This is a genomic window from Helicobacter pylori, assembly GCF_015904775.1.
GTDB lineage: Bacteria > Campylobacterota > Campylobacteria > Campylobacterales > Helicobacteraceae > Helicobacter > Helicobacter pylori_DM.
Map to the genome: position 1 here is coordinate 14,901 of NZ_JADZNC010000013.1, position 26,865 is coordinate 41,765.

The 26,865-nt window shown below is 37.1% G+C and carries 24 protein-coding genes and 1 pseudogene; 5 read left to right on the plus strand and 20 right to left on the minus strand.

Annotated features, from left to right (window positions below):
• Nucleotides 1-36: 36 nt before the first annotated feature.
• From cagF to I6852_RS06545, 17 genes and pseudogenes are all read right to left on the minus strand, one after another.
• Nucleotides 37-843 carry a type IV secretion system chaperone CagF gene (gene cagF, locus I6852_RS06465; protein WP_197291837.1) on the minus strand — a complete coding sequence of 269 codons (807 nt, stop codon included), beginning with the start codon at nucleotides 841-843 and terminating at the stop codon, nucleotides 37-39.
• Nucleotide 844: 1 nt separating this feature from the next.
• Nucleotides 845-3,796: a cag pathogenicity island type IV secretion system ATPase CagE gene (cagE, locus tag I6852_RS06470; protein WP_197291838.1), complete on the minus strand. Its 2,952-nt coding sequence runs from the start codon at nucleotides 3,794-3,796 to the stop codon at nucleotides 845-847.
• A gap of 8 nt (nucleotides 3,797-3,804) precedes the next feature.
• Nucleotides 3,805-4,428, minus strand: a complete 624-nt coding sequence (cagD, locus tag I6852_RS06475; RefSeq protein WP_187884699.1) for a cag pathogenicity island type IV secretion system protein CagD — start codon at nucleotides 4,426-4,428, stop codon at nucleotides 3,805-3,807.
• A gap of 1 nt (nucleotide 4,429) precedes the next feature.
• Nucleotides 4,430-4,777 (minus strand): cag pathogenicity island type IV secretion system protein CagC, encoded by a 348-nt coding sequence (gene cagC / locus I6852_RS06480; RefSeq protein ID WP_197291839.1) that lies wholly within the window; start codon nucleotides 4,775-4,777, stop codon nucleotides 4,430-4,432.
• A 143-nt stretch (nucleotides 4,778-4,920) separates the two neighbouring features.
• A complete protein-coding gene (gene cagB, locus I6852_RS06485; protein WP_140479629.1) occupies nucleotides 4,921-5,148 on the minus strand; it encodes a cag pathogenicity island protein B in 228 nt (75 codons plus the stop codon).
• A gap of 458 nt (nucleotides 5,149-5,606) precedes the next feature.
• The gene (gene dapB / locus I6852_RS06490; RefSeq protein WP_197291840.1) at nucleotides 5,607-6,371 is read right to left on the minus strand and encodes a 4-hydroxy-tetrahydrodipicolinate reductase; all 765 of its coding nucleotides are present in this window, start codon (nucleotides 6,369-6,371) and stop codon (nucleotides 5,607-5,609) included.
• Between the two features lie 21 nt (nucleotides 6,372-6,392).
• A complete protein-coding gene (gene glcD, locus I6852_RS06495) occupies nucleotides 6,393-7,772 on the minus strand; it encodes a glycolate oxidase subunit GlcD (protein ID WP_197291841.1) in 1,380 nt (459 codons plus the stop codon).
• A 1-nt stretch (nucleotide 7,773) separates the two neighbouring features.
• Entirely contained in the window at nucleotides 7,774-9,132 is a 1,359-nt protein-coding gene (gene pgbA, locus I6852_RS06500) for a plasminogen-binding protein PgbA (RefSeq protein WP_197291842.1), read from the minus strand.
• Nucleotides 9,133-9,142: 10 nt separating this feature from the next.
• Nucleotides 9,143-9,781, minus strand: coding sequence for an NUDIX hydrolase (locus I6852_RS06505; protein ID WP_197291843.1), 639 nt, complete (start codon nucleotides 9,779-9,781; stop codon nucleotides 9,143-9,145).
• A complete protein-coding gene (gene csd3, locus I6852_RS06510; protein ID WP_197291844.1) occupies nucleotides 9,781-11,001 on the minus strand; it encodes a peptidoglycan DD-metalloendopeptidase Csd3 in 1,221 nt (406 codons plus the stop codon). Before csd3 ends, I6852_RS06505 begins: the two co-directional genes overlap by 1 nt.
• A gap of 215 nt (nucleotides 11,002-11,216) precedes the next feature.
• Nucleotides 11,217-11,532 (minus strand): annotated as a pseudogene (locus tag I6852_RS08040) (R.Pab1 family restriction endonuclease).
• 421 nt (nucleotides 11,533-11,953) lie between these two features.
• Entirely contained in the window at nucleotides 11,954-12,946 is a 993-nt protein-coding gene (locus tag I6852_RS06520; protein WP_197291852.1) for an adenine methyltransferase, read from the minus strand.
• Nucleotides 12,947-12,991: 45 nt separating this feature from the next.
• A complete protein-coding gene (gyrB, locus tag I6852_RS06525; RefSeq protein WP_197291845.1) occupies nucleotides 12,992-15,313 on the minus strand; it encodes a DNA topoisomerase (ATP-hydrolyzing) subunit B in 2,322 nt (773 codons plus the stop codon).
• Nucleotides 15,314-15,325: 12 nt separating this feature from the next.
• Nucleotides 15,326-16,450, minus strand: coding sequence for a DNA polymerase III subunit beta (dnaN, locus tag I6852_RS06530; RefSeq protein WP_197291846.1), 1,125 nt, complete (start codon nucleotides 16,448-16,450; stop codon nucleotides 15,326-15,328).
• 55 nt (nucleotides 16,451-16,505) lie between these two features.
• A complete protein-coding gene (locus tag I6852_RS06535) occupies nucleotides 16,506-17,570 on the minus strand; it encodes a phospholipase A (RefSeq protein ID WP_197291847.1) in 1,065 nt (354 codons plus the stop codon).
• Between the two features lie 14 nt (nucleotides 17,571-17,584).
• Nucleotides 17,585-18,913, minus strand: a complete 1,329-nt coding sequence (locus tag I6852_RS06540; protein ID WP_197291848.1) for a sodium-dependent transporter — start codon at nucleotides 18,911-18,913, stop codon at nucleotides 17,585-17,587.
• A 10-nt stretch (nucleotides 18,914-18,923) separates the two neighbouring features.
• Entirely contained in the window at nucleotides 18,924-20,252 is a 1,329-nt protein-coding gene (locus I6852_RS06545) for a sodium-dependent transporter (protein WP_077654791.1), read from the minus strand.
• Between the two features lie 230 nt (nucleotides 20,253-20,482).
• Here I6852_RS06545 and ybgC point away from each other — a divergent pair, with 230 nt between their 5' ends.
• Nucleotides 20,483-20,884, plus strand: coding sequence for an acyl-CoA thioesterase YbgC (gene ybgC / locus I6852_RS06550; RefSeq protein WP_001203796.1), 402 nt, complete (start codon nucleotides 20,483-20,485; stop codon nucleotides 20,882-20,884).
• On the plus strand, nucleotides 20,874-21,134 hold the full coding sequence (locus I6852_RS06555) for an HP0495 family protein (RefSeq protein WP_197291849.1): 261 nt from the start codon (nucleotides 20,874-20,876) through the stop codon (nucleotides 21,132-21,134). Before ybgC ends, I6852_RS06555 begins: the two co-directional genes overlap by 11 nt.
• Here I6852_RS06555 and murD read toward each other — a convergent pair.
• Together murD and mraY are read right to left on the minus strand one after the other, a co-directional pair.
• Entirely contained in the window at nucleotides 21,131-22,399 is a 1,269-nt protein-coding gene (gene murD / locus I6852_RS06560) for a UDP-N-acetylmuramoyl-L-alanine--D-glutamate ligase (RefSeq protein WP_197291850.1), read from the minus strand. The two genes, I6852_RS06555 and murD, sit on opposite strands and share 4 nt — an antisense overlap.
• A complete protein-coding gene (gene mraY, locus I6852_RS06565; protein ID WP_120958523.1) occupies nucleotides 22,400-23,461 on the minus strand; it encodes a phospho-N-acetylmuramoyl-pentapeptide-transferase in 1,062 nt (353 codons plus the stop codon).
• A 128-nt stretch (nucleotides 23,462-23,589) separates the two neighbouring features.
• Here mraY and I6852_RS06570 point away from each other — a divergent pair, with 128 nt between their 5' ends.
• The 3 genes from I6852_RS06570 (at nucleotide 23,590) to I6852_RS06580 (ending at nucleotide 26,037) form a co-directional block, all read left to right on the plus strand.
• Nucleotides 23,590-24,426, plus strand: a complete 837-nt coding sequence (locus tag I6852_RS06570) for an HpaA family protein (RefSeq protein WP_197291851.1) — start codon at nucleotides 23,590-23,592, stop codon at nucleotides 24,424-24,426.
• Nucleotides 24,427-24,525: 99 nt separating this feature from the next.
• Entirely contained in the window at nucleotides 24,526-24,714 is a 189-nt protein-coding gene (gene rpmB / locus I6852_RS06575; RefSeq protein ID WP_001119000.1) for a 50S ribosomal protein L28, read from the plus strand.
• 186 nt (nucleotides 24,715-24,900) lie between these two features.
• Nucleotides 24,901-26,037: a potassium channel family protein gene (locus I6852_RS06580; RefSeq protein WP_000462009.1), complete on the plus strand. Its 1,137-nt coding sequence runs from the start codon at nucleotides 24,901-24,903 to the stop codon at nucleotides 26,035-26,037.
• A gap of 215 nt (nucleotides 26,038-26,252) precedes the next feature.
• Here the strand turns inward: I6852_RS06580 and I6852_RS06585 are convergent.
• On the minus strand, nucleotides 26,253-26,865 hold a 613-nt coding region (locus I6852_RS06585), incomplete at its 5' end, for a DUF1542 domain-containing protein (RefSeq protein WP_231626150.1).

Here is a 26,865-nt window from a genome sequence, read left to right on the forward strand (position 1 = left end):
CTTATTTTTAGCATTATTCTAGCGCATTAACACCACTCAATCGCTGTTTTTGTTTTGATTTTCTTGATCGAGCATTTTGTTTGTTACTTCATCAATGTTTTGAAAATATTTTTCAAAAAGCTCTTTCTTTTTAGCTTCAACGCTCATATCAGTTTGAATCCAATTAGGAATAATGGAGTCCATGATCAAATGCGTGAAGTCATAGGCATGATTGGTTGGGTATATTTTGTTCTGAACATAGTATTCTAAAAAATTTGCTTGAACAAAAAAATTCTCTATATCGCTCTGCATGTCCTCGCTTATGTTGTTATTGATAGGTTTTTCTAGTAATCTGAGAATCCTATACGACTGCATGATAGTTTCTAGCATGAAGAAAGTATAAACATAAACTAATGAGACAAAAGAATTATTGGCTTTAAACGAGTTTGCATCATTTTTCCCACTTTGAAGAGGAATTAATCTTGATAATGTTTTTTGGGGATTTTGCCCTTCGTTTATTTCTTTAAAAAAGCGGAAGTCTAAATCCTGATTACTGAGAAATGACTTGACAAAGTGAAGATTAGCGTTAAGACTATCTATGAGACCTGAATAAAGGTGTTCTGTTTTGATATCATCTATATTCAAAACATCCTCATAAAACACATTGACATGGTCTTCTAAGAAATTAGAAAAATCATAAAGAGTAGTAAGGTTTTGTTCGGTGATTTCACCTTCCATTTCTTCTTCTATGAAGTCCAACTCTTCTCTCAGTTCAAAAAGATAATTAGAAAAACTATCCAAAATCGTCAAGACATCATTTTCTAAAATTTTCAATAATTTTTGTTCACGCAAATTTTGTTTCATTTTAATACTCCTCTATTTGTTGATACATTTGCCTCAAGGCCTGATATTTATCTATGATACTATGGTTTTGGATAATCTTGTCAATTTCTTTGACAAATACAGTATCTGTAGATAAAATTTTCAAATATTCTTTAGGAATGCCTCTCAAATTAAAACTAGCGATAACGCTAGGGCTTCCATCTTGTTTGTAGAGAATTTTCCTATCCAGCCCCTTAGTGATGATTTCAAATTCTTTTTCTGTAACATTGGCTAATCTTTGGTAATCAGAAAGATTGCCCCCATCGTTTCTCAAAAAAATCTTTGTAGGGCATTGTTCTCTAATCGTATCAGCAATAGGGCAAGCCAAAAGATCAGTGATGCTTTGAGTCGCAAGCCTGACAATAGCGTTTCTTTTCCTTGCAGTTTTTAGCATGTCTCTTACAAAATAAGCGACCTTTGGATCGCCTAAATATTTCCAAGCTTCATCAATATCTAAGACAAATCTACGCCCATCCATTGCTTCTTGGATACGAGCGAAAAGGTAAAAACAAATAAAGGGCGAAACATCATTATTGTCTAAGAAACTTGACCCATCAACGCCAATAATCGTTTTTGAAAAATCTAAGCGATCTGTTGCTTTATTGTCAAAAAGCCATTGAAATTCACCATTGGTTGATTTGCAAAAAGGCGCTAATCGCGCGACAAGCCCATTAGGATCGTTGTGGTCTTTTCCAAAAGCATTAATAAGTTGAGTGATGGGATAATCTAGGTTCATATCTCCTGTGATAAGGTTGGTTACTGCCGCTGCAAGCGTATTAGAATCTGCTAGGCTAAAAGAGATGCTGTTGCCATTTTCATCTTTTTCATCGCTTTTAGTTGCTAAGTTTTTCACAAGCTCTTTGACAACAGAAATAGCTGTTTGTTTTTGTTCCATTGTTGCATCTGTTTTTTGCACACAAGCCGCCCAAGCAAAAGGATTTAATCCTGTATCTGTCCCTAACTCAATCTTGACATACTCCCCACCCATTGCGACAATATTCCCATAAGCGCCATAATCTTTATCCATATAGACCATAGTGAGCTTTTGCTTGTCTTTACTGACATTAGCAGGAAAATTATAGGCAAATTGTCCCATAGCGTTTAAGGTCATTGACATAAACACTGTCTTACCTGAACCGGTTGAGCCAAGTATCAAAGTGTGTCCTGCTGAAGCTGAACCAAAATCAGTGGGCATGTGGAAGTTCAGATAAAAAGGCGAATTGATCTCGCTTTTTAGCGTCATCACACTATTGCCCCAAGCGTTATTGTCTTGATTGCCATCAAAACTCATAGCCCTCATAGCGATGAAATCAGCAAAATTATTAGAAGTTACATCAAAAATAAAAGGAAGCGTGATAAAAGAGCAATGTTTGGCAAAAAAGTAATTTTCCATAGAGAAAGTCGCTGCGTTGGCTAAAAAACCTTTAGCGTTAAGACTAGAGACGCATTCCTTAACGCTTTGTTTCATTTTTTCAAAGCTATCAGCAAACAGCACTAAAGAATTACCATAACTGCCTAGCGTAATATCACCATTACCCACTAACTCGCTCAAGCAACCTAAAGTCATGCCTTGCTCTTTGGAGCCTCCACTAATAATAATCCTTCTAGAGGTGAAAGCTAGTTTGTCCTTTAAAACCTGTGAGTTTTTAGGCGAATAAGCATGCATAAAGATGAATTCGCTGTCTAGAGCGTTGATTTTATCAAACAAATCGCTCTGTGATTTAGGGGCGTATTCACTGATCTCAATAGCACTAAAATATTTTTCACTCAAATCGTCATTTAAGATTTTTCCATGCTTATTGGCAAAATAAACTTCTTTCACCCCACCATGCATTTTTTCCTTGAGATACAAGTCTTTTCTGTTGCAAATAAAAGGGGCTTCATTCATTCCCACAAGAAAATTGTAAAACTCGCATTGTTTGGAGTAAACAACCCCATCTTTGGTGTATTCTTTCAATCTAGTGGGGTGGTATTTACTCAATAGCTCTTCTATGAGCTCTATCCTATCCTTGAAGTTTTCAAGCTTGGCTCTAATAATCCTTTGAAACTCTTCAAAATTATTATCTGCAAAATGCTTTTTATTCATAACGGGTTCATTGAGAGTGTCTAATAAATCTTGCTCTATGGTGAGATAAAAACTAATATCATAAAAACTTTCTCTCTTTTGTTTCTCATTATAGGCTCGCATGAAATCATTAGAAAAAGCAAGACTATAGTCCCTATTGGTTTCATCAATAACGATTTTCTTTTTAATAGTGTGAAAATAAAATTTGAATTCAGGGGTAACAAAATTCCTAAAAACGCTATAAATAGAAGCGTGTAACTCTATGAGATCTTTTTTGGAAGTGGTTAAAAAATCAATACCCCCCAATTTGATTGTACCTAAAAGAGAATAGTTGTTAGTAAGGATCACCCCATCATCTAAAAAACATTCATAGTTATTCGCCAAATAGGAGTTTGCAGCACTCACAAGTCTGTCTTCTCTGTTTGGATTTAAGTGGATGTCATTAGCCATTTCTTTACTAGGCTTCATGGAAAAAATGCTCATGAACGCTTTGTTTTTCACGCCCTTAAACAAAAAAGGTTTTTTAAATTTCATCGCTCGCTCCATTCTTTGATAAAGCCTGTAATCTTTCTTGAATCCAAGAGCTACAAGCACAATAACAATCGCTACAATCAAAACAGGTTCATAGGCTTGAAAAAGAATAACAGACAATACAATGGTTACAAACAATATAAATATGGAGGAATAAATAAAAGTTTCAGGGAAACCAAACAACCTATTCCCCCCATCAAACAAGACTTTAAAAAAGGGATTAATACCTTTTTGCATGTCTGTTTTAAGTTCTTCTATTTTTTGAAACTGCCGCTTTTGAACCTCTTGCTCTATAACTAGCTTTTTTTGTTCATCAGCCTGCTTGCTTGCCACAAACACCCCTCTCTTTATAGATACACCGCTTCACATGTAATCGTATAAAAGATTTTTTTGAGAGACTCTACGGTGCTAATATGTTTCAAAAGATCATTAGGATCATAAGAATTGAATACGGCCAATAAAACATTATATAGCTTATCATCGCATAAAATTTCTCTTGTTTCTCCGCGCAATGACAGAAAGCAGCGTTGTTTGTTGGTCGTGCTGATGCTTTTGAAAGTAAAAAAGTCTTTCACTTCAGGATTGATCTGCAATTCTACATTCAATCCCATTTCCTTACCCTTTTCATCAAAGATTTTTTCAATAATGGGATCGTAATGCTTCAAATCTTTTATTTTTTTAAGGACTCTATTGACAATCACGAAGTCAAAAACTTCATCTTTGATAATATCGGGATTGACTTCTTTGAAAGTTACTTTCTTGTCTTTCAAATTTTTGATAGTCGCTTTAAAACTATCAAAATCTAAATTCGTATAAACAAGCCCATTGGGAGTGTTTTTTTCTTTTTCTAGTGCTTCTTTTTTGGCTTGATTATCATCATTGGCTGACCCATACGAACTGAAAACAACAAAACTTAAGAGAACTTTCAAAAAAAAGCCTCTTAGTTTTTTATTACTATTATTGTTGATCAATTTAGCTAGCTCCTCCACTTTCGCCAATATTGAAGCCAAACTTAGTGCTCAAATAGATAATGCCACCTGCAACCGCTAACATAGCTATGGGTTGCGCGTAAGCAAAAACAGTCGCCTGACCTCTTTTGATGTCATCAGAGATTTTCCAAATATCCGCTATGCCTTTGACCCCTAGAGCGCAACCACCTACGATCGCTAGAACAGAAATGATCTGAATAACCAAACTTTTAGTCTCAGTGACGCCTGTTGCAGGACTGGTAACCGCCATTAAAGGATTGGTTGTTACCACTAGCCCTAAAGTTACTATAACTTTCTTGTAGCTGTCAGTGATTCTTGTAAAAAATTTCATGCGTTTCCTTTCAAATTGAAATCAATCGTTTGAGTATATCAAAAAAAAAGTATTTTTATACTATTCATACAAGCGCTACTTTATAATTTAAATCAAAACCGACGCTTTTGTTTGGCAACTGACATGATTTAGGAACAATAAACCTACTTGTCCCAACCATTTTTCTTTCTCAAGTCGTTGTAGAATTGTAGATCTTTAGGATCTTTGATGTATTTTTTAATCGTCTCAGGTTGAAACCTAAAAACAAGCAAAAACAAACCCAAGCTGACTAGAGTGAGAATAAAGCTCCATTTTAAGCAACTCCATAGACCACTAAAGAAACTTTTTTTGAGACTCTCTTTGAAAATCTGTCCTATTGATTTGTTTTCCATTTTGTTTCCCATGTGGATCACAAACGCTTAATTACAAATACATACTAGTATGGCACACACAAACCAAACCATTTTTAGAACGCTTCATGCACTCACCTTGTTTCCAATTATTTCTCCAACCATTTCTCCAACCATCTTTAGCGTTGCATTTGATTTCTTCAAAAAGGCTCATTTCTTATTTCTTGTTCTTATTAAAATTTGCCTATTTTAGCAAATTTTTGTTAATTGTGGGTAAAAATGTGAATCGTCCTAGCCTTTAGACGCCTGCAACGATCGGGCTTTTTTCAATATTAATGAAAAAATGCCAAATATGTTACTAACCCAAGGCAAGATCAATCCTTACAAAACAAACCCTTTTAATGCAAGCCTTATAGCAGTAAAAACCCTTTAATAAAGCTAATAAAGGGCGGTGATTTCATTATAGAAGCGTGATCATCTATACAAAAAAGCCCAAGCATTCAACCAAACATTTCGCTAATTTCATATTTTTTAGCGGCTTTATCTTTAAGCCACAGGGCCACTTCTAAAGCCCCTTTAGCAAAAATAGAGCGGTTAGTCGCCGTATGGCTAAGCTCTATGTATTCGCCCTCTAAATAAAACCCTATCGTGTGCTTCCCAGCGACATCGCCCCCCCTTACAGCGGCTATACCAATGCTTTCTTTAGAGCGCAAACCTTCTCTGTGAGTGATGAGGGCGCTTTTTTCATCATACCCCCTAGCCTTAGCGCAAGTTTCATACAAACTCAACGCCGTACCGCTCGGGGCGTCTTTTTTGAGATTGTGGTGCGTTTCTATAATTTCAATATCCGCATCTTTTAATTTCAAAGAAGTTAAAAAGGCTAATTGGTTGAGCATCATGATCCCTATAGACATGTTGTGCGCGTGCAAAAGCGGCGCTTTTAAGGCTAATTGTTGCATTTTTTCTAGCGTTTCTTTTTCTAAACCGGTTGTGCCAGAAACTAAAATTTTAGGGCATTCTAAAAGAGCCTCTAGCAAATGATCCAGGCCTTTAGGTAAAGAAAAATCAATCACGCATTCGCATGCCCTCACAAACGCTTTTAAATCGTTGGTTACTAAAGGGGCGTGCGAAAAAGAGCTGAAATCCGTTTCGCATTTTTGCCTGACAAACACGCTAGACAGCACTAATCCCTTATACCCCCCTTTTAATTCTTCTAAGAGCAGTTTCCCTATACGACCGCTCGCCCCATAAACACCGATTTTCATGCGTTTTCCTTGCTTTAAATCTTACAACCCCATTTTAAAAGGGTTTAAAATATTATTAGGATCAAGGGCTTTTTTAATATTCCTAAAAAGCTCCATTTCACTATGATTAAACGCTAAAGGCATGAATTTGGCTTTAGACAAGCCTATACCATGCTCCCCGCTTAAAGTCCCCTCCAAACTAATAGCGGCCTGAAAAATCTCTTCCATAGCCTTATGGCCTTTTTCTAAATCCCTTTTAGGATCTTCTAGCATGATATTCACATGCACATTGCCATCGCCCGTATGCCCAAAGCAAGGGATTTTAAAGCCGTATTTTTGGCTGATTTTGGCGACTTCTTGCAACAAACTCGGCAAACTTGCCCTAGGAACGGTTACATCTTCATTCAATTTCTTTTTGCCATAAACGCTAATGCTTTGGGAAGCGTTACGCCTTGAAAACCATAAATCCTGCTCTTCTTGTTCGTTTTGAGCAATCTTAAAACCCACGCAACCATTGGCTTTAAAATGCTTTTCTATCTCATTGAGTTGCCATGCAATCTGCTCTTTAACCACACCATCCACTTGAGTGATGAGTATCGCTCCAGCGTCTTTGGGTAAGCCTTTAGAAAATCTCTCTTCAACCGCTTTGATGCTCAAATTATCCAAAAATTCCATCGCTACAGGCGTAACGCCACTACTCATTGTCTTATAAACAGCATTCATGGCGTCTTCAATATGGTTAAAAACCCCCATTGCGCTTTGTTTTAGGGGCGGTTTGGCTAAAAGCTTTAAAGTGATTTCAGAAATCACGCCCAAACACCCCTCACTAGCGATCATCAGCCCTGCAATATTAAAGCCGGCGACATCTTTGATCGTTTTTTTGCCTGCCCTTATGATTTCACCATTCGCTAAAACCACCCTTAAAGCCATGACATAATCTTTAGTGATGCCGTATTTAGCCGCGCGCATGCCACCGGCATTTTCAGCGACATTCCCCCCCAAAGTGCTTTGACTCTCACTCGCTGGATCTGGGGGGTAGAATAAATCCAATTTTTCCACTTCGTTTTGGAAATGCTTGTTAATCACGCCCGGTTCTACTCTAGCGATCAAATTTTTAGTGTCAATCTCTAAAATCTTATCCAAATGCTTTTCTACGCTTAAAACTAGCCCCCCACTCACGCTCAACGCCCCCCCTGTAAAACCGCTCCCAGCCCCCCTAGGCACAACGATGATGCGATGCTCGTTGCAATATTTTAAAATCTGGCTGATTTCTCGCTCGTTTTTAGGAAAAATCACGCCGCTAGGCAAATGCCTTTCTTTGGTAGCGTCATAGCAATAAGCGTTCAAATGCGCTAAATCAGTGAAAAAATCCTCTCCCCCTACTAGGTTTTTAAAATATTTAATGTGTTGTTGGTCTAACATGTTATTTTTTACCCGCTTCTAGCACCTTTCTTCGCTCTTCAAGCTCTTTTTCATCTCTTTCTTGATGCTCTCTCGCTCTTTGTTCAAATTCTCTCGCTCTTTGTTCGGCTTTGGCTTTTTTCTTTTCTTCTTTCAAGCGGCGTTTTTCTTCTTTAGAATTTGGTTTTTTCTCTTCTTTTTGAGCCTTGTTCTCTTTAGGAGCATTTTTGTTTTCGCCTTGTTGGGTGGCGTTATTTCCATTACTTGGCTCTTTAATGGCTTCTTGCTTGATTTCTTGCTCATTTTCTTTGGGTTTGACTCTTTCTTCTTTTTTATCGCTTTTATCCATTTCTAAAGCTTTTCTTCTTCCTTCAGTCTCTTTTTCGTCTCTTTCATCATGCTCTTTTTCTCTTTCTTCAAATCCCATAGCCTTTTTGGTGGCTTTGGCTTTTTTCCTTTCATCTCTTAAATAGCGCCTTTCTTCTTTAGTATCAAGTTTGCGCTCTGCTTTTTGGTAGTTTTTCTCTTCTAAAGTAGGAGCGTTTTCTGTGCCTTGATTGGCTTTTTTAGGCTCTTTAATGGCCTCTTGCTTGATTTCTCGTTTAATTTCTCTAGAATCAATCTTTCCTTCCCTCTTTTTAATCCTCACTTCTTTGCGTTTTTCTTTTTTCACTAAAGCGTCATAGTAAGCGAAGTAATTTTTAGATTGACTGCCTGAAAAAAGTTTCCCTAGCGTGCCTGCATCAATGCCCTCAACCCTAGAAAAAAACGGCGTGGAAGTTTTAGTAACGCCGCTTGTATCCAGCTCTCTTTTTTCTAAAATTTCAAAACTCTCACAGCTTAAAATATTGAGCGTGTTCGTGGTTACAATATAAATCACCCCCACGCTATAAACATTGCACGCTTTTCTTAAATTAGCGATTTTTGGGTCAAACCCGTTCAAAAAAGTAACCAACAAATCAGAACTAATAAAATTAATATCAGTATTAGTTGCTCTGATTTGCTCATAGAGTTCATCATTAGGAGCGATTAAAAACGCTTGGTTGTTGAATTGCCTAAAATAGACTAAATCGCCCTTTCTAGCGACCATTCTTGGAGTGGGTAAATGCCTTTGTTTCATAGACTCAAACGCTCTGAATTTAGCCGTTGCGACTCCATTTTCAACGGCAATAATGACCACTTCAGAATTAACGATTTCATAATCTGAAAGTTTAGTAACGACAAAACCAAACTCCCCCACTTGCAAATCATGAGCCGGAAAACGAATGATTTTTTTAGGCAAATCCACAAATTCTATACTCACTCTTAAGGGTTCTTGCCAAGAGGCTGATTGCAAGCTTATAAAACTCATTAGAAGAAGTCCTATCAAAAGCCTTAACATAAAATTCCTTTTAAACGTTTTTAAACTTTTTTAAATGCCATAAAATGGCTAAAGACAATCCGGTGGTTTTAGCGTATTGAAAATCCATTATAAAATCAAGAGCTTTTGATCGCTCTAAAAACAGCACTTCAATCTTTTCTGTATCAATCCCCCCACCCTTTGAAACTTTCAAATTCTTATGCACTTCAGCGTAATAGAGCGTTTGCAAACTCCCGCTCAACCCGGTCGCGCTATAAAATTGGCCTATTGTTTCTAAATTTTTAGGGCTAATTTGATAACCGCATTCTTCTAGCGCTTCTTCGCAAACGATTTCTTCTAAACTCTTATTAGCTTTATCCACAAGCCCCGCGCACAATTCATAAGTGTATCCATCAATAGTTTGATCTTGATCGCGCTTAAAATGAAAATGGCGCGCATAAATGGCTGGGCGGAATTGTTTCACAATCACAAAGCAATCGGATTCTTTTTCATAGAGTAAAACCGCCACGCTGTCTAAAGACTTAATAATATCCCATGTTTTCTTAGTATTCTCTTCATTATAATGCATGCGTTTTAATTCTATGAAATTAGAGCTAGAACAAGGCTCTAAATACACACTGGAATCATCTATTAAAGATTTTTGATTGAAAGCATTCTTAAAATAAGACATTAAAAACCCTCTAAAAGATAAAATGAATTTTTTTCAAAAGAATGGGTTTTCAAAAGTTCTTCTAATTTTTGCTTAGAATGCTGAGCTTTTTCTAAAAAAACCTCTCTTTGCTTGCCGTGTAATTTGCTTTTAGCGGTGCGGATATAGCCTAAAGGATTAATCGGGCGGGAGTTTTTATACACGCCAAAATGTAAATGCGGCCCGGTGCTTAAACCGGTGCTCCCCACTCTTCCTATGATTTGCCCTTTTTTAACGAATGATCCTTTTTTCAACCCCTTAGCAAACGCACTCATGTGAGCATACACCAAGCGCAATTCATTCAAATGGATTTCAACCACATTCCCATACCCCACCTTAACCCCTATAAAACCCACACGACCATCTGAAGCAGAATGGATCAAACTGCCATGTTTAGCCGCATAATCCACGCCGTAATGAGGCCGTTTGACTTTTAAGACAGGATGGAACCTCCCATACGAAAAAGGCGAAGAAATGCGGGTGTATTTCACCGGTGTTTCTAATAAAAACCCTGCCACTTCTTGCGCTTTTGAATCGTAATAACGCCCGTTTGAATGGGAAAAGAGATAGTATTGGTGCAAACGAGAGCTAATCATGGCTATTTTAATGGTTGGTTGGCCAAACGCTTGCCCCACACGATAATCTCTTGTATAAACGATAGCGATTTTATCGTTTTTTGCTAGGCGTTTAAAAGGCACGCTTTTTTTATACGCGTTCATCAATTGGTTGGCTAAAAGGGGGTCATTGGTGGCTTTGACAATATCTTGATAGGGCGAAGTTTGTAAAGAAAGAAGCAAAGTTTTTTCTTTACGAGTGAAGATAATAGGGATAAAGTCTAAAAAATAATCCTCCCCTTTTTTATAAATATGGATTTGCAAATCCTGGCTTATAGGGATAAGGGCTTGAATGAGCGTGTTGTTAGCATCTCTTAAAGTGTAATAGGTAACATTGCTTTGGATTTCAGCACTCAATTCTTTATCCTGAGAACTCAAATTGTAGTAGAGTTTTTGAGGGATATGGTTTTTTTCTAAAAACCCTAACAGCGTGAGCTTATCCCACACAAGCCTTTCACCCACCAATAAAGTTTGCTTTTTAGCCATTTCATCGGCTTTTAAAAGAACCCCATAGGATAAATGGAATAAAAAAGCAACCATTAAAAAATAGATAAAATTTAAAATAATTTTCTTATGAAAAAATACCATGCAGTCGTTTAATGCCTTCAATTGAATCTGTATTTTATTAGTATAACATAAGCCATTAAAGAAAAACGATACAAGTTTAAAGCCTAACCTTGTTTTTATAGCTTTATGAAGTGCGTTTTATTGATGCATGGTGGTTTCTCATAGATGGTTTTATCCCACCTAGACCTTTATAGCGTTGGATATTCATTCCCTTTCTAATCAATCCGTATTATCAGTTAATTTTGAAGTATTTTTTCTAAAATCTTTAACACATCGTTATGGTGCACTTGACTTAAAAGTCCAAAAATTTTAAGCATTTCTAAAAACATAAGAGCGTTGGTTTTATGGATAGTTAAAAAAGCATGTTCTTTGAGTGTAGCGGTTCTATTTAATAAGGGGGTAGCGGTTTTTAACTCCAAAATAGAAAAGCAAAAATACAGCATGGGTTTTAGAGCCATATTGTTGCTCTCTAATAACGATTTCACTCAATTGATTATCATTAAAAGAATGAATGAGTAAAGGATAAGAAATGCGTGAAAGTTCAAAATCCATGCCACCAAATTGATGCGATCTAAATCTTTCTCTTGTAATCGTGAAATTATCTTCTATAAATTGTTTTTGTTTTTCTAAATATTTTAAAGTATTTTCTAAATTTTCTAAACTGATTAAATTTAATTGCTTAGCGTAATCAATTATTTCGCTCAATTCATAAAGAGTTTTTACTTTATTATTAGCCCCTAAAAAATGATATTTTTCATCTTTTAAAATAGTGAGCTCAAATTTTTCTTTATCTTTAATGGGGACATCATAACCGATTTGCCACTCTACATAATGTTTTAAGCTAAAAGGGATTTTTCTAGTCGCTGTTGAAATACCATAATCGCTAAAGGCATGTCTGATTTTCACACGCACTTTGCCTGAAATTGAAGTTAAAGGAACAGAAACCCCAATTACTTTTTTATTATTATCAATCTTAATCAAATTCACAAGGGTGTCCTTGAAACAATTTTTTAAAATATTCTAAACGCGCTCGTTTATCTTTTAAAAAAGCGTCTTTAATTTCTAAAAAAGCAAAATGATCAATAATAATATCCAAATTACCAAAATAATAAGGGATTTTAGGGGCGATTTCCTTAAAATGATGGATATATTGGTAATAAATCAATTTATCTTGACTGATATACACCGCATTAGCGCTTGGCGCGTTTAAAAAAGTTTTGTTGCGTTTGAGAGCGTTGATGTCTCGCATGGGGAAAAAATAGCCCACGCATGCCCCAACCTTTTTAGCGTTAGGGTATTTATCCACATAGTTGGCTATATAGTCAAAATCGTTTAAGCATAGCGTCGTATCGCAATCAGTTGGAAAAACAAAACGCCTAATCTCTGCATAGTCCATTCGCCCTCGCTCATATAAAGCTATCACAATAGGAAATTCGTTACTTTTAGTGAAAGATTTAGAAGAAACAACCAAAGCGTCTAAAAGCCTGTAATGATCCTTAAATAGCTTTAATTGCTTAAAATTAGCTTCTTTGATGAGATAAGATAAAGGGTGTAGCACGCAAATAAACGCCGGCTTTAAAATTGCAAAAGATTTTAAAAAACTTATCCCTAAATCTCGGGATTTCAAATCGTTGTCTATCTCAAAATGAAAGTTTTTATCTTTTAATTTTTGTTTGGCAAAAGAAGTTCTATCGTTATAGGGGGGATTGCCCACGATGATTAAAGGCTCATCTTGGCTAACGCCATAATTTTCTCTTTTAGGATTGGCTAGAGCATTTATCATTAAAGCACCACACTTGGGGTCAATATCCGCTCCTATTTTTTTAGGGTGTTGGAGTTTTAAAAACTCTTTATTGCCACATGCGGTGTCTAAAAGCGTGTAGTCTTCAATACCAACATGCTTTTTTAAAAGCAAGTAAGCACAATCCACTAAATAAGGGGGCGTGTAGTAAGCCCCTAAATTCACGCTCTCTTGCTTGGTTAAATGTTTAGGGGTTCTAATCAAAACCCCTTACACATCTAGCTGTTTCACATCTTTAGCATGCGCTTGGATAAAGGCTCTTCTAGGCTCTACTTCATCGCCCATGCAAAGCGAAAAGACTGCATCGGTTTTTTCTAAATCTTCAATTTTGAGTTTGATTAAGCTGCGGTTTTCTTTATGCATGGTCGTTTCCCATAAATCATTAGGGTTCATCTCGCCCAGTCCCTTATAGCGCTGGATATTCGCTCCCTTTTTAGCGTGGTTTTCCACTTCTTCTAAAAACGCCAAAATATCCTTATTTTCTAAGAAATCTAAATTATACTCCATAAGCTTTTGGTAAGTGTAATGCGCTTCTTCAAACAACACTTCTTTAAAGAGATTGTCATCTAAATTAAATTCCACCAAGCCTTTAGGGGTTTGCGTGTGCAAATGCAAGCTTTCTTCAGTAGCAAAAGAGCGTAAGATCTGATAATTCAAGCCCTCTAATTTTTCTAAAATGCTTTTTTCTAAAACTTTCATATCAAGGCTTAAGGCGTCCTTAGTTTCAATGAGAAAGCGTAAAATTTCTAGCAAATTGTAGCGTTTTTCTAATTCCAAAAGCGCGTAGCGGTAATGGCGCGCCACTTTTAACAAATTCATCAAATCGTTCTTGCCAATCCCTTCAATATCCACCGAATTGATGCCATGCTCAATTAAAAAATGATCCAAAGCGACGCCGTCTTTAAGATAAATTTCTGTTTTGCCTTTCTTGTATTTATAAAGAGGGGCTTGAGCGATATAAACATGCCCTTGTTCAATCAGCGGGCGTAAATAACGATAGAAAAAAGTCATCAGCAAGGTTTGGATATGGCTCCCATCCACATCAGCATCGGTCATGATAATGATTTTATGATAGCGCAATCTTTCTATATCAAAACTCTCTTGAATGCCGCACCCAAAAGCCGTGATCATGTTTTTAATTTCTTCTGATTTTAGGATTTTTGACAAATGGCTTTTTTCCACATTTAAAATCTTACCTTTTAAGGGCAAAATCGCTTGAAAAACCCTATCGCGCCCTTGTTTAGCGCTCCCGCCTGCGCTATCGCCCTCCACTAAAAAGATTTCACTCTCTAAAGGGTCTTTGCTCTGGCAATCGGCTAATTTTCCAGGCAAAGTGCCGACACTCAAATTATCTTTTTTCCTTGTAAGCTCTCTGGCTTTCTTACTGGCTTCTCTAGCCTTTGCAGCTAGTAGGGCTTTATTGGCAATGATTTTGGCTTCGTTAGGGTTTTCTTCTAAAAATTGATGGATTTTGTCATAGACTAATTTTGAAACCAACGCGCGCGCATACGAGCTACCGAGTTTGGATTTAGTCTGCCCTTCAAATAACGGCTCACTCATTTTCAAGCTCACAACAGCGATCAACCCCTCTTTAATGTCTTCAGAGATGGGGCGCGACTCTTTGGTTTTAATGTTATTGTCAATGTATTGTAAAATCGCCTTAGACAAGCCCATTTTAAAGCCTGCCTCATGCGTGCCGCCCTCAGAAGTTTTAATGTTATTCACAAAGCTTAAAGTGTTTTCATTGTAATCATCAGCATACGCCAAAGCGACTTCTATAGAAGTGCGCGTTTCTTCATCCATGCTTTTAAATGAAATAATGGGGGTGAGTAATTCTTTTTTAGCGCTGTCTTTAACGAATTGTTTCAAGCCGTCTTCATAGAAATAAGTCTCTTGCAGTTGGGTTTTTTCTTCTTTGAAGGAAATTTTTAAGCCGTCGTTAAGATACGCCATTTCTTTGAAGCGCTTTTGCAAAATACCCGCTTGAAATTCAACGACTTCCATCACGCTTTCATCAGGGAAAAATTCAATAGTCGTGCCGCTTTCCTTAGCGCTTTTGGTTTTGCCAATGATTTCAAGCTCGCTAATGGGGATACCCTTTTCAAACTCTTGGCGGTAGATTTGACCCTCTTTTTTAATGGTCATAATCAAGCGTTTGCTCAAAGCGTTCACAACCGAAACGCCCACGCCATGCAAACCGCCTGAAACTTTATAAGTATCATTATCAAACTTACCCCCCGCATGCAAAATCGTTAAAACCACGGTGCAAGCGGGGATTTTTTCCGTGGGGTGAATATCTACAGGAATGCCTCGCCCGTTATCTTCTACAATGCATGACCCCTCCTCAGTCAAAGTGATATTAATTGTATCGCAAAAACCCGCCATGCTCTCATCTACAGCGTTATCTACGACTTCATACACCATGTGGTGCAACCCACCCACATTGGTATCGCCAATATACATTCCAGGGCGTTTCCTAACCCCCTCTAAGCCTTTTAAAACCTTAATACTATGGCTCTGGTAATTTTGCATTCAATCAAGCCTTTATAATGTGATTGGCATCATCAAAGTAGAAATTTTAGCGCTCAAGTGGCTTTGCTTTTCATCAAGAGACTCTTGGATCAAAAAAGGCGAAGAAGGTTCATTGCATTTTAAAACAAATTGCGTTGTCCCTAAAGCGTTTAAGGCTTCAAGGAAAAATTTAGCGTTCACGCCCAAATGAAAGGCTTTTTCAATATCCAAACCTTTTTCAATCTCAACAGAGGTTCTAGCCGTTTCGCTATGCTCAGAATCCAAAGATTCAAACAAAGCGTTGTTTTTTTCTAAAGTGAGTTTAATGGTGGAGCTTAAAGAACTGCATAACTTAATGCTCTCTTTAAATTCTTCCTTGCCTAAAGTGAAAGAAGAAGTGTATTCTTTAGGGAGGATTTTTTGATAGTCAGGGTAATTCCCATCAATGAGCTTGGTGAAAAAAGTGTGCGTTTCGTTTTCAACCACCGCTAACATGCCATCGCTTTTAAAACTGAAATTTTCATAAAAAAGCTTAAGGATTTCTAATAAAGCCCTTTTAGGTAAAATACAAGAGATGTCTTCTTCAGTGGAATGGATAGAGATTTTTTCTAACTGCGTGTAAGAAAGTCGTTTGGTATCCGTGCCTACTACTGAAAGGGTTTGATGTTTTTGATCAAATTGCATTAAAATACCGGCTAATTCCCTTTTATGGCTAGTTTGCTCAATCACAGGAGCGATCTTTTTAAACGCATCTATTAAAAAGGGGGCATTGACTTCCAAACTCACTTTGGGATCTATAACAGGGAATTCAGGGAACTCATCAGCGTCAAACATGGGGAGTTTGAAAGAGCTTTTATTTTGTTTGATCACCAAGCTATCATCTTTAGTTTCTAAAACAATATTAGAGTCTTTTAAACATGAAATAATGTCTAAAAACTTCTTCCCATTGATCGTGCCAACGCCCTCTTTATCGGTAGATTGCGTAGAAATATAGCTTTTTAGCCCAATATCGGAATCGCTCGCTTTCAAAAAAAGCTTTTCTTTAATGACTTCTAAATGGATGTGTGAAGCGATAGAAGAAGCGTCCTTTTTATCCAAAAAAGCTTGCAAGTAGCGCAAAGTGTTTTCTAAATCGTTTTTACTAACACTGATTTTCATAATTGAATAATCCCCTTGAATTTTTAGTCTTATTATAGCATAAAAGAACGCTTTTTTAAGGGTTTAAGCGTATTCCTACCCCTATACGATTGGAAAAAACATCGTATTCATACAAGCCATCGCCATAGCCATTAAACCATTGCGCATAAATCCCTACAAAAGGGTTAATGCGATAGGTATAGCCTAAGCGGAAAGCCCCATGCCAGCGATCATAACGCCAGTATTGCGTGAAAATATCATAAAGTTGCAATTCAAAATGATGGCGCCCTCTCCTGTAATCAATTTTAGCGTTACCATACCCCATGTAATCAATCAAATTAGGGTTGGATTGATCATAAGGGACATAGGGCCAATAAGCGACCATGATTTTTAGGCCTCCCTTTTCCCACACCAAACGAAACACAGGGCGTTGCCCCGCGCTCACCGAGCGACACCCCCCCCAGCGCACGTCTTTTTGCCCGTTATAATCTTTAACGATTACAGGCCCTCCTGGAAACTGGTTTTCAGGATTGCCTTCTTTAAAAGGCTGATAACATTGTGCACCCCCCACGCCATTAGAAATGTGTTGCCAACCTATCCAAATCTCAGAAAAATTCCCTATTTTACCCCCAAAAGGTTTAAAATTGATAGGATAAACATAAATGAGTTCAGGCATGAAATTCATCATTCGCATGGGGGCGGATTGGGGGTCATTGTAAATTTGAAACCAGTTAGTTTGGGTATAAGCCAAATAAAGCGTGCCTTTAGTCCAAAGAATATGCCTAAATACAGGCACTCTAAAACTAATTTGGAACTTAAACTCATTGCGTTGGTAGGAGTTGATATTGGGGTGGTACCATTGAAAAATGGGGGTGAAACTATGATAAAAAGGCAGAAAATAAGTGCCTAGATAATCCATCATGTTTAAATATTTTTTAGCAAAATCCACCCAAGAATGTTCTTTGGGGGCTTTTTGTGGAGGGAGATACCAGGCATTGGACAAATCGTTTTGCGTTTTAATGATGTGCAAATCCTGTTTGCGCAAATAGTAGTTATAATCCACCTTAAAATTATCTTGTGAAATTTTTTTGCTTTCTAACTGACAAACTACAAAAATCATAAAGAGCAAAATGCTTTTCATCAAGCATCCTTATTTCACTTAAATTGCAAGATGAAAATCGCTAAAATCACTATAGGCGCGATAAAACGAACGCTAAAATGCCACGCTTTAAAGGCGTTTATATTAAAGAAATGCTTCGTGGCTAAAAAAGAGCGCTTTTTATTTAAAATCCATCCTACAAACAAGACTGAAAACAAGCCTCCCAAAGGCATTAAAAATGAAGAAGTGATGAAATCCAGCCACCCAAACACGCTCTTATGAGCAAAACTCAAAAACTTAGCGTATCGTTCATTCATAGAAAGAATGACTAAAACGCCCAAAACATACACAACAATCCCTATCCATAGCGACGCTTGAAGGCGCGAGAAATTAAAACGATTGATGAGATAAAGCGCTAAAGGCTCTATCAAAGAAACCGTAGAAGTGATCCCAGCAAAAACAAGCGCCATAAAGAAAAAAAGCGAAACGATCTGCCCGCTTATTCCCATTTTAGCGAAAGTCAAAGGCAAGGAAATAAAAACAAGCCCTGGCCCTTGAGACACATCTGCATGGTATTCAAACACAAAGGTGAAAATCATCACACCGGCAATGAGAGAGATTAAAATACCCGGTAAAACAATAAATAGAGAGCTTTTGAATAGATTTTCTTTTTTGGGCGTAAAAGCTGAATAAGTAATAATCGTGCCTACCCCCAAACTCAAAGAAAAAAACATCTGCCCTAAAGCGTCCATAACAACCTTAAAATCAATCTTTTGAATCTCAAAATTAAACAAAAAGTGCAAAGCTTTAGGCATGCTTTCTAAAGTCATCGCATAGATTAAAAGCCCTATGAAAATCACAAATAATAAGGGCATCAGCACGACATTTAATTTTTCAATCCCCTCTTCAATCCCCCTAGAAACAAACCATATCGTCGGCAATAAGCATGCGCTAAAGCCAATAACAGGCCAGATCAAACTTCCATTTTGGAGCATGCTAAATTGCATTTTGGCTTGCTCTAAATCTTTAGGCAAATCAAAAGTTACTACAAAAAGATAGTAAAGCACCCAGCCTAACACCACCGCATAAAAGGATAGAATGAGAGGACCGCCTAAAATAAAAAAAGAAGTGAAAGGGTAATATCTTTTCCTTTTAGGATCTAAGATTTGATAATTAGAAACAACATCTTTTTTACCTAAATTCCCAATCAGCATTTCTACTAAAAGCATAGCAATGCCTAAACTCAAGGTTAGCACCAGATATAAAAGCACAAACGCACTCCCCCCATTATGGCCTACCATATAAGGAAAGCGCCAAATATGCCCTAAACCGATAGAGCTACCCAAAGTGGCTAAAATAAAGCCTAATTTAGAAAATTTTCCCATGCCAAATATTTTAATAAATCTTGCTCAACCAAATAGAAAACACAATTAAAGGGGTGATGTATTTAAGCAAGAAATACCAAGTTGCAAACAATTTAGGGCCTAAAAAGTGCGTGCTTAAAAGACGCAATTTTTCTTTTTTCAAAACCCAGCCCATAAAAATAAAGGTTGCCATCCCGCCTAAAGGCATGATAATGGTGCTTGATGCAAAATCCAACCAATCAAAAAGACTTTTTTCAAAGAAAGTGAGGTAATCTTTATAATCCTTATGGAGCGAGAAAATCAACACCACGCCTACGATAAAAATTAGCGCTACAAGACCCCAAGTAACCTTAAAACGAGAGTATTGATACCTCTCGGTAAGATACATCACGCTTGGCTCTAATAAAGCCACCGTAGAAGTGATGCCAGCAAAAGCGAGCGCGAGCAAGAAAAGAATCGAAACAAGAACGCCTATCGCTCCCATTTGGCCAAAAACCACCGGTAAAGAAGTGAAAATTAACCCTGTGCCTTGTGAGACATTCGCCCCATATTCAAACACAAAAGTGAAAATCATAAGCCCTGCCACAAGAGAAATTAAAATCCCTGATAAAACCACCCAAATAGTGCTTTTAAGCAAATTCTGCGTTTTATCCGTAACCGCAGCGTAAGTGATATTGATCCCTAAACCGATGCTCAAAGAAAAGAAAACCTGACCCAAGGAATAAGTGAACACTTGAGAAGTCAAATCTTTTGGCTTGAAATCAAACATGAAATGGAAAGCTTTAGAAAAAGAATCCATGCTCATCGCATAGAAAAGCAAACCAAAAAAAGTGGCAAAGAGTAAGGGCATTAAGACTAGATTGAGTTTTTCAATCCCTTCTTTAATCCCCCTAGAAACAATCCATCCGGTTATGAATAAAACGCTAAAAAGCCCAATGGATTGTAACCTTATAGACTGCAAAGTTTGAGTAAAAATTTGTTCAGATTCTTGGATATTGTTAGGCAAATTAAAACTAACACTCACCAAATAATAAAGCACCCAACCTAAAATAGTGCCATAAAAAGTCAGTATTAAAGGCCCAGAAATAAGCAAAAGCCCTGCGTATTTCCAGCGTTTTTTGGGGTTAAGGTCAAGCTCTTTAAAGGCTTCTATTACATTTTTTTGCGTGCTTTGTCCTAATAGCATTTCAGCGATAAACATCGCCGCGCCAACGCTTAAGGATAAAAATAAAAACAATAAAACAAAAGCACCCCCACCGCTCACCCCAGTCATGTAAGGAAAGCGCCAAATATGCCCTAAACCTATCGCGCTCCCTAAAGCCGCTAAAACAAATCCTAATTTAGAAAAATGATTACCCATATCTTAACTACCAAACTCCTTGTGAATGATTAAAATTAAAGAGCTATGTCCTTAATCGTCCAACTATTGCTGTATTAATTTTTTGAAATCTTTAGAGATCTTAAGATTTAAGAAAAAACCCACTTTAAAAATACCTAAAAAATATAGAGCAACGCCCCTAGATTATACTATAGTTAAGTTACATATTGTATAATTTTAAGAAAATTTCATTATTTAAGTAAGGGGAATTAATGCGCTGTAGGGTATATTACGAAGATACCGACTCTGAAGGCGTGGTCTATCATGCGAATTATTTGAAATATTGCGAAAGGGCTAGGAGCGAGTTTTTTTTTAAACAAAATGTCTTGCCCGAAAATGAAGAAGGCGTGTTTGTCATCCGCTCTATCAAAGCGGATTTTTTCACCCCTGCGAGTTTAGGACAAGTCTTAGAGATAAGAACGCAAATTAAAGAATTAAGAAAGGTTTTTGTGGTGCTTTTTCAAGAAATTTATTGTATCCAAAACGCTTCTTTAGAGCCTATGAAGCCTTTTAAAGTCTTTGCTTCAGAAATCAAGTTTGGCTTTGTCAATCGCTCTACATACAGCCCTATTGCCATTCCTAAATTGTTTAAGGAGCTGTTCAATGCCGTCTGATTCAAAAAAACCCACCATTATTTACCCTTGCTTTTGGGATTATAGGGTGATTATGACCACTAACGATACAAGCATGTTAAAAGAACTTTTAGAAACCTACCAACGCCCCTTTAAATTGGAATTCAAAAACACTTCTAAAAACGCTAAATTTTATAGCTTTAATGTTTCTATGGAAGTTTCAAACGAAGCAGAACGGAACGAGATTTTTCAAAAAATTTCACAATTAGATGTTGTAGCACATGCGCTTTAATCTTTTAAAACAAACGCTTTAAATTTTTCACCCCTTTCTTTATACGAAGAAAATTGATCCAAACTGGCTGCACTAGGCGAAAGCAAAGCGATTTCATTTTGCGATAAAACGCTTTTAATTTCTTGAACCGCTTTTTCTAACTCCAAACAAACCCGACAAGAAACATTAAATTCTAACGCTAAAGCTTGGATGATAGAAGCGCTTGATCCTATGGCATAAAGGCTTATTTTATAGTTTTTAAACTCTTCAAAAAGGGGGGTTAAATTGACCCCTTTAATATCGCCCCCTAAAATCAAATGGATTTTTTGGTTTTTAAAGGTTTTTAGGGCTTGTAAGGTGGCATCAATGTTCGTGGCCTTGCTGTCATCTACCCACAAACGCCCTTCTTTATCCCTAAATTCCTCCATTTTATGCGAGCCGATTTTAAAAGCGTTCAGTCTTTTAAGGGCGTTTTCTCTATAATCTTGCCATTTTAAATTCTTCATTTTTAAAAATTGCTCATAAACTAAAAGGGCTAAAGCCGCGTCTAATAAAAACGCTCCCTTAAAAAAAAGGGCGTTAGAAGGGATTTCTAAATGTTTTAAAATCTCTTCGCTGTGATCAAAAAAGATTTTTTGCGCTTGCGAGTTTTGAATAATGGGGTGTTCTTTGAATTTTAAAGGGAGGATAGCGAGCGAAGTTTTAGGCATCAATGTTAAAACCTTGAGTTTAGCGTTCAAATAATTTTCAAAATTGCAATGCCAAGTCAAATGATCAGCTTCCACATTGATGAGCAAGTAGATTAAAGGGTAAGCCTTATTGGTGTAATGCAAAGAAAAGGAGCTTGTTTCTAACACCCACAAGGGCGATTGCTTTTCAAACAATTCAATCAAGGGCGTGCCGATATTCCCCCCACTCACAGCCTTAAAATCTTCTAAAAGCATGGTGAGCATTTCTGTCGTGGTGGTTTTACCATTAGTGCCGCTAATACTTATCATCGTAGGCGTAAAAACAGAATCAAACAAGCTATCAATATAATCGTATTCGCTCACTAAATGCTTGGCTTTTATCACTAAAGGGTGCGTGAAACTAATGCCAGGGCTAACTATCTCTAGTTGGGAATCATTAGGGTTGAAATCCTTACTAGGGTAGCAAAGAAAACCCTCTCTATCCTTATGAAATGAAGAGAATTTATCATCAAAAAATTTGACTTCGTTATGGTTTTTTCTAAAAAAACGCCCTAAGGCTAGAGTGGTTTTGCCATGCCCCAATAAAGAGATTTTCATTTAACGCACCTTCAAGCTTAAAAGAGCGACTAAATTACTCAGCATAGAAATGATCCAAAAACGCACGATCACCTTATTTTCTGCCCAACCCTTTTGCTCAAAATGATGATGGATGGGCGCCATTAAAAAAAGGCGTTTTTTACGGGTTTTATAACTCCCTACTTGCAAGATCACAGACAGAGTTTCTATTACAAAAATAGATCCCATTAAAACGAGTAAGATTTCATTATGCGAAACAATAGCGTTATAAGCGATAAACCCTCCTAAAGCCAAACTCCCGCTATCGCCCATAAACACGCTTGCTGGGTTGCAGTTATACCACAAAAAGCCAAAGAGCGATCCCACTAACGCCAGCGAGACAACAAACAATTCCCCCACATCTATGACTTTAGGATAGAGCAAGTATTTAGAAAATTCCGCATTCCCTGCCACATACACAAAGATAGAAAGGCTTAAAAGGGTGAAAATGCTAGGCACGCTCGCTAAGCCGTCTAACCCATCGGTTAAATTCACCGCATTGCTCGTAGATAAAAAAACCAACACCCAAAAACCAACCGCTAACATCGTGGGCATTTCAAACAAAGGGTTTTTCAAAAAAGGCGCGTATAAAAAAGTGTCTAACCCTTTAAGGCTCAATAAAACAGACACCACAAGCGAAAGGACAAACAGCATGCCAAATTTCATTTTCGCGCTCATCCCGGCATTGCTTTGTTGGTTGATTTTAGTGTAATCGTCTCTAAAACCCACAAAACTAAAACCCACTAACACGATTATCCCTAACAACACATAAAGATTGCCCAAAGACGCGCACAACACGCTCGCAACAATGGTTGCAAAAACAAACACAATCCCCCCCATCGTAGGGGTATCCTTTTTATTCTGGTGGCTTGGCACGAAGCTAGAAATGGGCTGGTTAGCCTTTTTAGCCTTGGCCCATAGAATGAATTTAGGCATTAAAAAAAGCGTGAGGAAAAAGGCTATGAAAAACCCTAACCCTGCTCTAAAAGTCAAGTATTGGAAAAGATTGATATTAAAATAGCCATATAGTAAAGAATAGAGCATAAAATCCCCTAAAATCGCCATGCATGCTTGAAATTTAGAAAAAAGAAAATTGTAGCGCAAATTGATTTACTTAAAAATAGCATGGATAAGGTATGATTGGGGTTTATTTTAATTTTTAGGAATCTTTTATGGAGCGTTCGCTTATTTTTAAAAAAGTTAGAATTTATTCTAAAATGTTAGTGGCTTTAGGGCTTTCAAGCGTGTTAATCGGTTGTGCGATGAATCCAAGCGCTGAGACAAAAACACCAAATGACGCCAAAAATCAAGTTCAAACTCATGAAAGAATACAAACAAGCTCTGAATATGTTACGCCGCTAGATTTTAATTATCCGATACATATTGTTCAAGCCCCACAAAACCATCATGTTGTAGGTATTTTAATGCCACGCATTCAAGTGAGCGATAATCTAAAACCCTATATTGATAAGTTTCAAGACGCTTTAGTCAATCAAATCCAAACTATTTTTGAAAAAAGAGGCTATCAAGTGTTGCGTTTTCAAGATGAAAAAGCTTTGAACGCGCAAGATAAGAGAAAGATTTTTTCCGTTTTGGATTTGAAAGGGTGGGTAGGGATCTTAGAAGATTTGAAAATGAATTTAAAAGATCCCAATAATCCTAATTTAGACACGCTAGTGGATCAAAGCTCAGGCTCTGTATGGTTCAATTTTTATGAGCCAGAAAGCAATCGTGTAGTTCATAATTTTGCTGTGGAAGTGGGAACTTTTCAGGCAATGACTTATACTTACAAACATAGTAATTCTGGAGGGCTTAATTCTTCAAACAGCATTATCCATGAAGATTTGGAAAAGAATAAAGAAGACGCGATACATAAGATTTTAAACAGAATGTATGCGGTTGTCATGAGAAAAGCTGTAACAGAACTTACAGAAGAAAATATCGCCAAATACAGAGACGCTATTGATAGAATGAAAGGCTTTAAAAGTTCTATGCCTCAAAAAAAGTAGTTCTTAAACGAACCATTTAAAAATTAGCCTTAAAATCAGTCTTTTTAAAGGCTATTTTAAGTATAATGCAAAGTTTATTTCAATATTTAAGGATACACAATGGCAAAAAGATGCGCTTTAACTTTTAAAGGGCCTATGGTAGGCAATCATGTCAGTCATGCGAACAACAAAAACAAACGCCGCTTACTCCCTAACTTGCGATCGATTAAGATCCAATTAGACGATGGCACGACTAAACGTATTAAGGTGGCTGCTTCCACTTTAAGAACCATGCGTAAAGGGGCTTAGTTTTTAGAATTTCTGTCCGTTTTGATTGTAGGGGTGGTTTTGATGTTTTTGATAACCTTTTTAAAACTCCCCTTAAAACTAAACTTCTTTTTGAGATTAAAACACGGCCTAGATTAGGTTTAGCGTTTTGATTAGATTTAGAGGCAAACGCTTTCAAAAGAATTTATTTTGATCTAGGAATTGGTTTTGTTTGAAAAGTTGAAATTTTTTAAAATCAAAAAAGACGATGAAAATCAGCCAGAAGTCAATTTAAATTCTGAAATCTATGAACAATTTAAGGTCTTTAGACTCCCGCTTATTTTAATCCAATTGCTTGTGCTTTTAGGCACTCTGGGATACTTCGCCCTAGAAAATTATAGCCTTATGCAAGCTTTCTTCCAAACGACTTACACCATGACAGCCACAGGGTTTGGCGCTTTAAATGAAAGCCAGTTTGGGCCTATAAGTATTTTTTTAACTTCCATTTTAATGTTTTTTGGGGCAGGAATTATTGCCTTTAGCGTGGCTATTTTAGTTAGCGTGGTCAATAAAGGCACGCTTACCAGATTGATTAAGGAGAAAGGTATGATTTATAAAATCGCACGCCTTAAGGATCATTACGTGATTTGTTACCACAACGAATACACCATTGAATTGAGCAAGCAGTTCCGCTCCGCTCAAATCCCTTTTGTGGTTGTGGATAATGACCCTAGTTTTGAAGAAGAAGCCATTAAGCACAAATACCCCTACTATATCATAGGCGATCCGCACACCAATTTAGCCATGCTAAAAACCCACTTAAGCAGCGCTAGGGGCGTTGTGGCGTTGTCTAAGATTTTACCGGTGAATGTGGCGTTAATGGTGAGCGTGCGCTTGTTTGAAAAGGAATTAAAACGCAAACCTTACTACATCATTGCGAGCGCGCATAGCGATGAAGGCTTAGAAAAATTAAAAAAATTAGGGGCTGATATGGTGGTTTCCCCCACAAAACTCATGGCGCAGAGAGTGAGTGCTATGGCGGTGCGTCCGGATATGGAAAATATCTTAGAGCGTTTTATCAATAAAAAAGACACGCTTTTAGACTTAGAGGAAGTGATTGTCCCTAAAACCAGCTGGCTTGTGTTAAGGAAATTAAAAGAAGCCCATTTTAGAGAGATCGCTAAAGCGTTTGTGATTGGTATCACTCAAAAAGATGGCAAATACATCCCCATGCCCGATGGAGAAACAATCATTGCAAGCGAATCCAAGCTATTAATGGTTGGCACTTCAGAAGGCGTTGCGACCTGTAAGCAACTCATCGCTAACCATCAAAGACCCAAAGAAGTGGATTACATTTCATTGTGATTGATACAGCCTTTTTATAAAATAAAAAAGCTTGGCTCTCATCGAATATGGATAATAAAATCTAAAATGCTAAAAACATTTTTTATAATTAATAGCAAAGAGCTTGGCGTTAGTCAAAAAGTTTTAGCTATTCATGTTTAATGAGAACCGATCCAAGATTTAAACGGATTTGAGGCTTATTTTTCTCACACCCATACGCTCTCAATGAGAGTTAATTATAACCTTTTTAAAGCCCTCTTTGTTGATATAATCGTTATAATCGTTTCATTGAAATAATTGATATTGCCGTAAAAATAGCCATGATACAAACTTAAAATACCGCTCACGCTCTCCACTAAAAGCTTTGTATAATAAATCTGCGATACATACTTATGCGTGAATTTTTGAATGCTTTCTTTTAAAAAGCCTTCGTTCGTTTTCAGTCCAAAAACTGGATCTTTTTCTACAATTTTCGCGCTCACAAATTGAAAAAATACCTCTATTTCGTATTTTTTGCTTTTTTCTAGCGTGTAATCGCTCAAATCCTTAACTTTCTGCTCCCATCCACCTTGGATATAGATCACATTGCGAATATAATACGCGCCCACAAACAAGCCGCTAAACTTCGGCTTTAGGGTTTCTAAAAGTTCGTTAAATGCGGTTTTTTTCGCTTCGGTTATCTCGCTTGTGGCTTGTTGCTTTTCTTGCGTGATATTGTTTAAAGCTTCTTGTTTATTCGTGTTTATTTGCGCCTGTGCGCTTTCTTTAGCAAGTGTTATTGCTTCAAGGCTTGCGGTTTTGTTGGTGTTAATTTGATTTGTAGCGCTTTCTTTCGCTTGGTTTAAAAAG

What these genes read in the sequence shown, in the direction of transcription:
- cagF (WP_197291837.1), bottom strand. Translation starts at nt 843, where the DNA reads ATGAAACAAAATTTGCGTGAACAAAAATTATTGAAAATTTTAGAAAAT.
- cagC (WP_197291839.1), bottom strand. Translation starts at nt 4,777, where the DNA reads ATGAAATTTTTTACAAGAATCACTGACAGCTACAAGAAAGTTATAGTA.
- cagB (WP_140479629.1), bottom strand. Translation starts at nt 5,148, where the DNA reads ATGGAAAACAAATCAATAGGACAGATTTTCAAAGAGAGTCTCAAAAAA.
- dapB (WP_197291840.1), bottom strand. Translation starts at nt 6,371, where the DNA reads ATGAAAATCGGTGTTTATGGGGCGAGCGGTCGTATAGGGAAACTGCTC.
- glcD (WP_197291841.1), bottom strand. Translation starts at nt 7,772, where the DNA reads ATGTTAGACCAACAACACATTAAATATTTTAAAAACCTAGTAGGGGGA.
- pgbA (WP_197291842.1), bottom strand. Translation starts at nt 9,132, where the DNA reads ATGTTAAGGCTTTTGATAGGACTTCTTCTAATGAGTTTTATAAGCTTG.
- I6852_RS06505 (WP_197291843.1), bottom strand. Translation starts at nt 9,781, where the DNA reads ATGTCTTATTTTAAGAATGCTTTCAATCAAAAATCTTTAATAGATGAT.
- csd3 (WP_197291844.1), bottom strand. Translation starts at nt 11,001, where the DNA reads ATGGTATTTTTTCATAAGAAAATTATTTTAAATTTTATCTATTTTTTA.
- gyrB (WP_197291845.1), bottom strand. Translation starts at nt 15,313, where the DNA reads ATGCAAAATTACCAGAGCCATAGTATTAAGGTTTTAAAAGGCTTAGAG.
- dnaN (WP_197291846.1), bottom strand. Translation starts at nt 16,450, where the DNA reads ATGAAAATCAGTGTTAGTAAAAACGATTTAGAAAACACTTTGCGCTAC.
- I6852_RS06535 (WP_197291847.1), bottom strand. Translation starts at nt 17,570, where the DNA reads ATGAAAAGCATTTTGCTCTTTATGATTTTTGTAGTTTGTCAGTTAGAA.
- I6852_RS06540 (WP_197291848.1), bottom strand. Translation starts at nt 18,913, where the DNA reads ATGGGAAAATTTTCTAAATTAGGCTTTATTTTAGCCACTTTGGGTAGC.
- I6852_RS06545 (WP_077654791.1), bottom strand. Translation starts at nt 20,252, where the DNA reads ATGGGTAATCATTTTTCTAAATTAGGATTTGTTTTAGCGGCTTTAGGG.
- ybgC (WP_001203796.1), top strand. Translation starts at nt 20,483, where the DNA reads ATGCGCTGTAGGGTATATTACGAAGATACCGACTCTGAAGGCGTGGTC.
- I6852_RS06555 (WP_197291849.1), top strand. Translation starts at nt 20,874, where the DNA reads ATGCCGTCTGATTCAAAAAAACCCACCATTATTTACCCTTGCTTTTGG.
- murD (WP_197291850.1), bottom strand. Translation starts at nt 22,399, where the DNA reads ATGAAAATCTCTTTATTGGGGCATGGCAAAACCACTCTAGCCTTAGGG.
- mraY (WP_120958523.1), bottom strand. Translation starts at nt 23,461, where the DNA reads ATGCTCTATTCTTTACTATATGGCTATTTTAATATCAATCTTTTCCAA.
- I6852_RS06570 (WP_197291851.1), top strand. Translation starts at nt 23,590, where the DNA reads ATGGAGCGTTCGCTTATTTTTAAAAAAGTTAGAATTTATTCTAAAATG.
- rpmB (WP_001119000.1), top strand. Translation starts at nt 24,526, where the DNA reads ATGGCAAAAAGATGCGCTTTAACTTTTAAAGGGCCTATGGTAGGCAAT.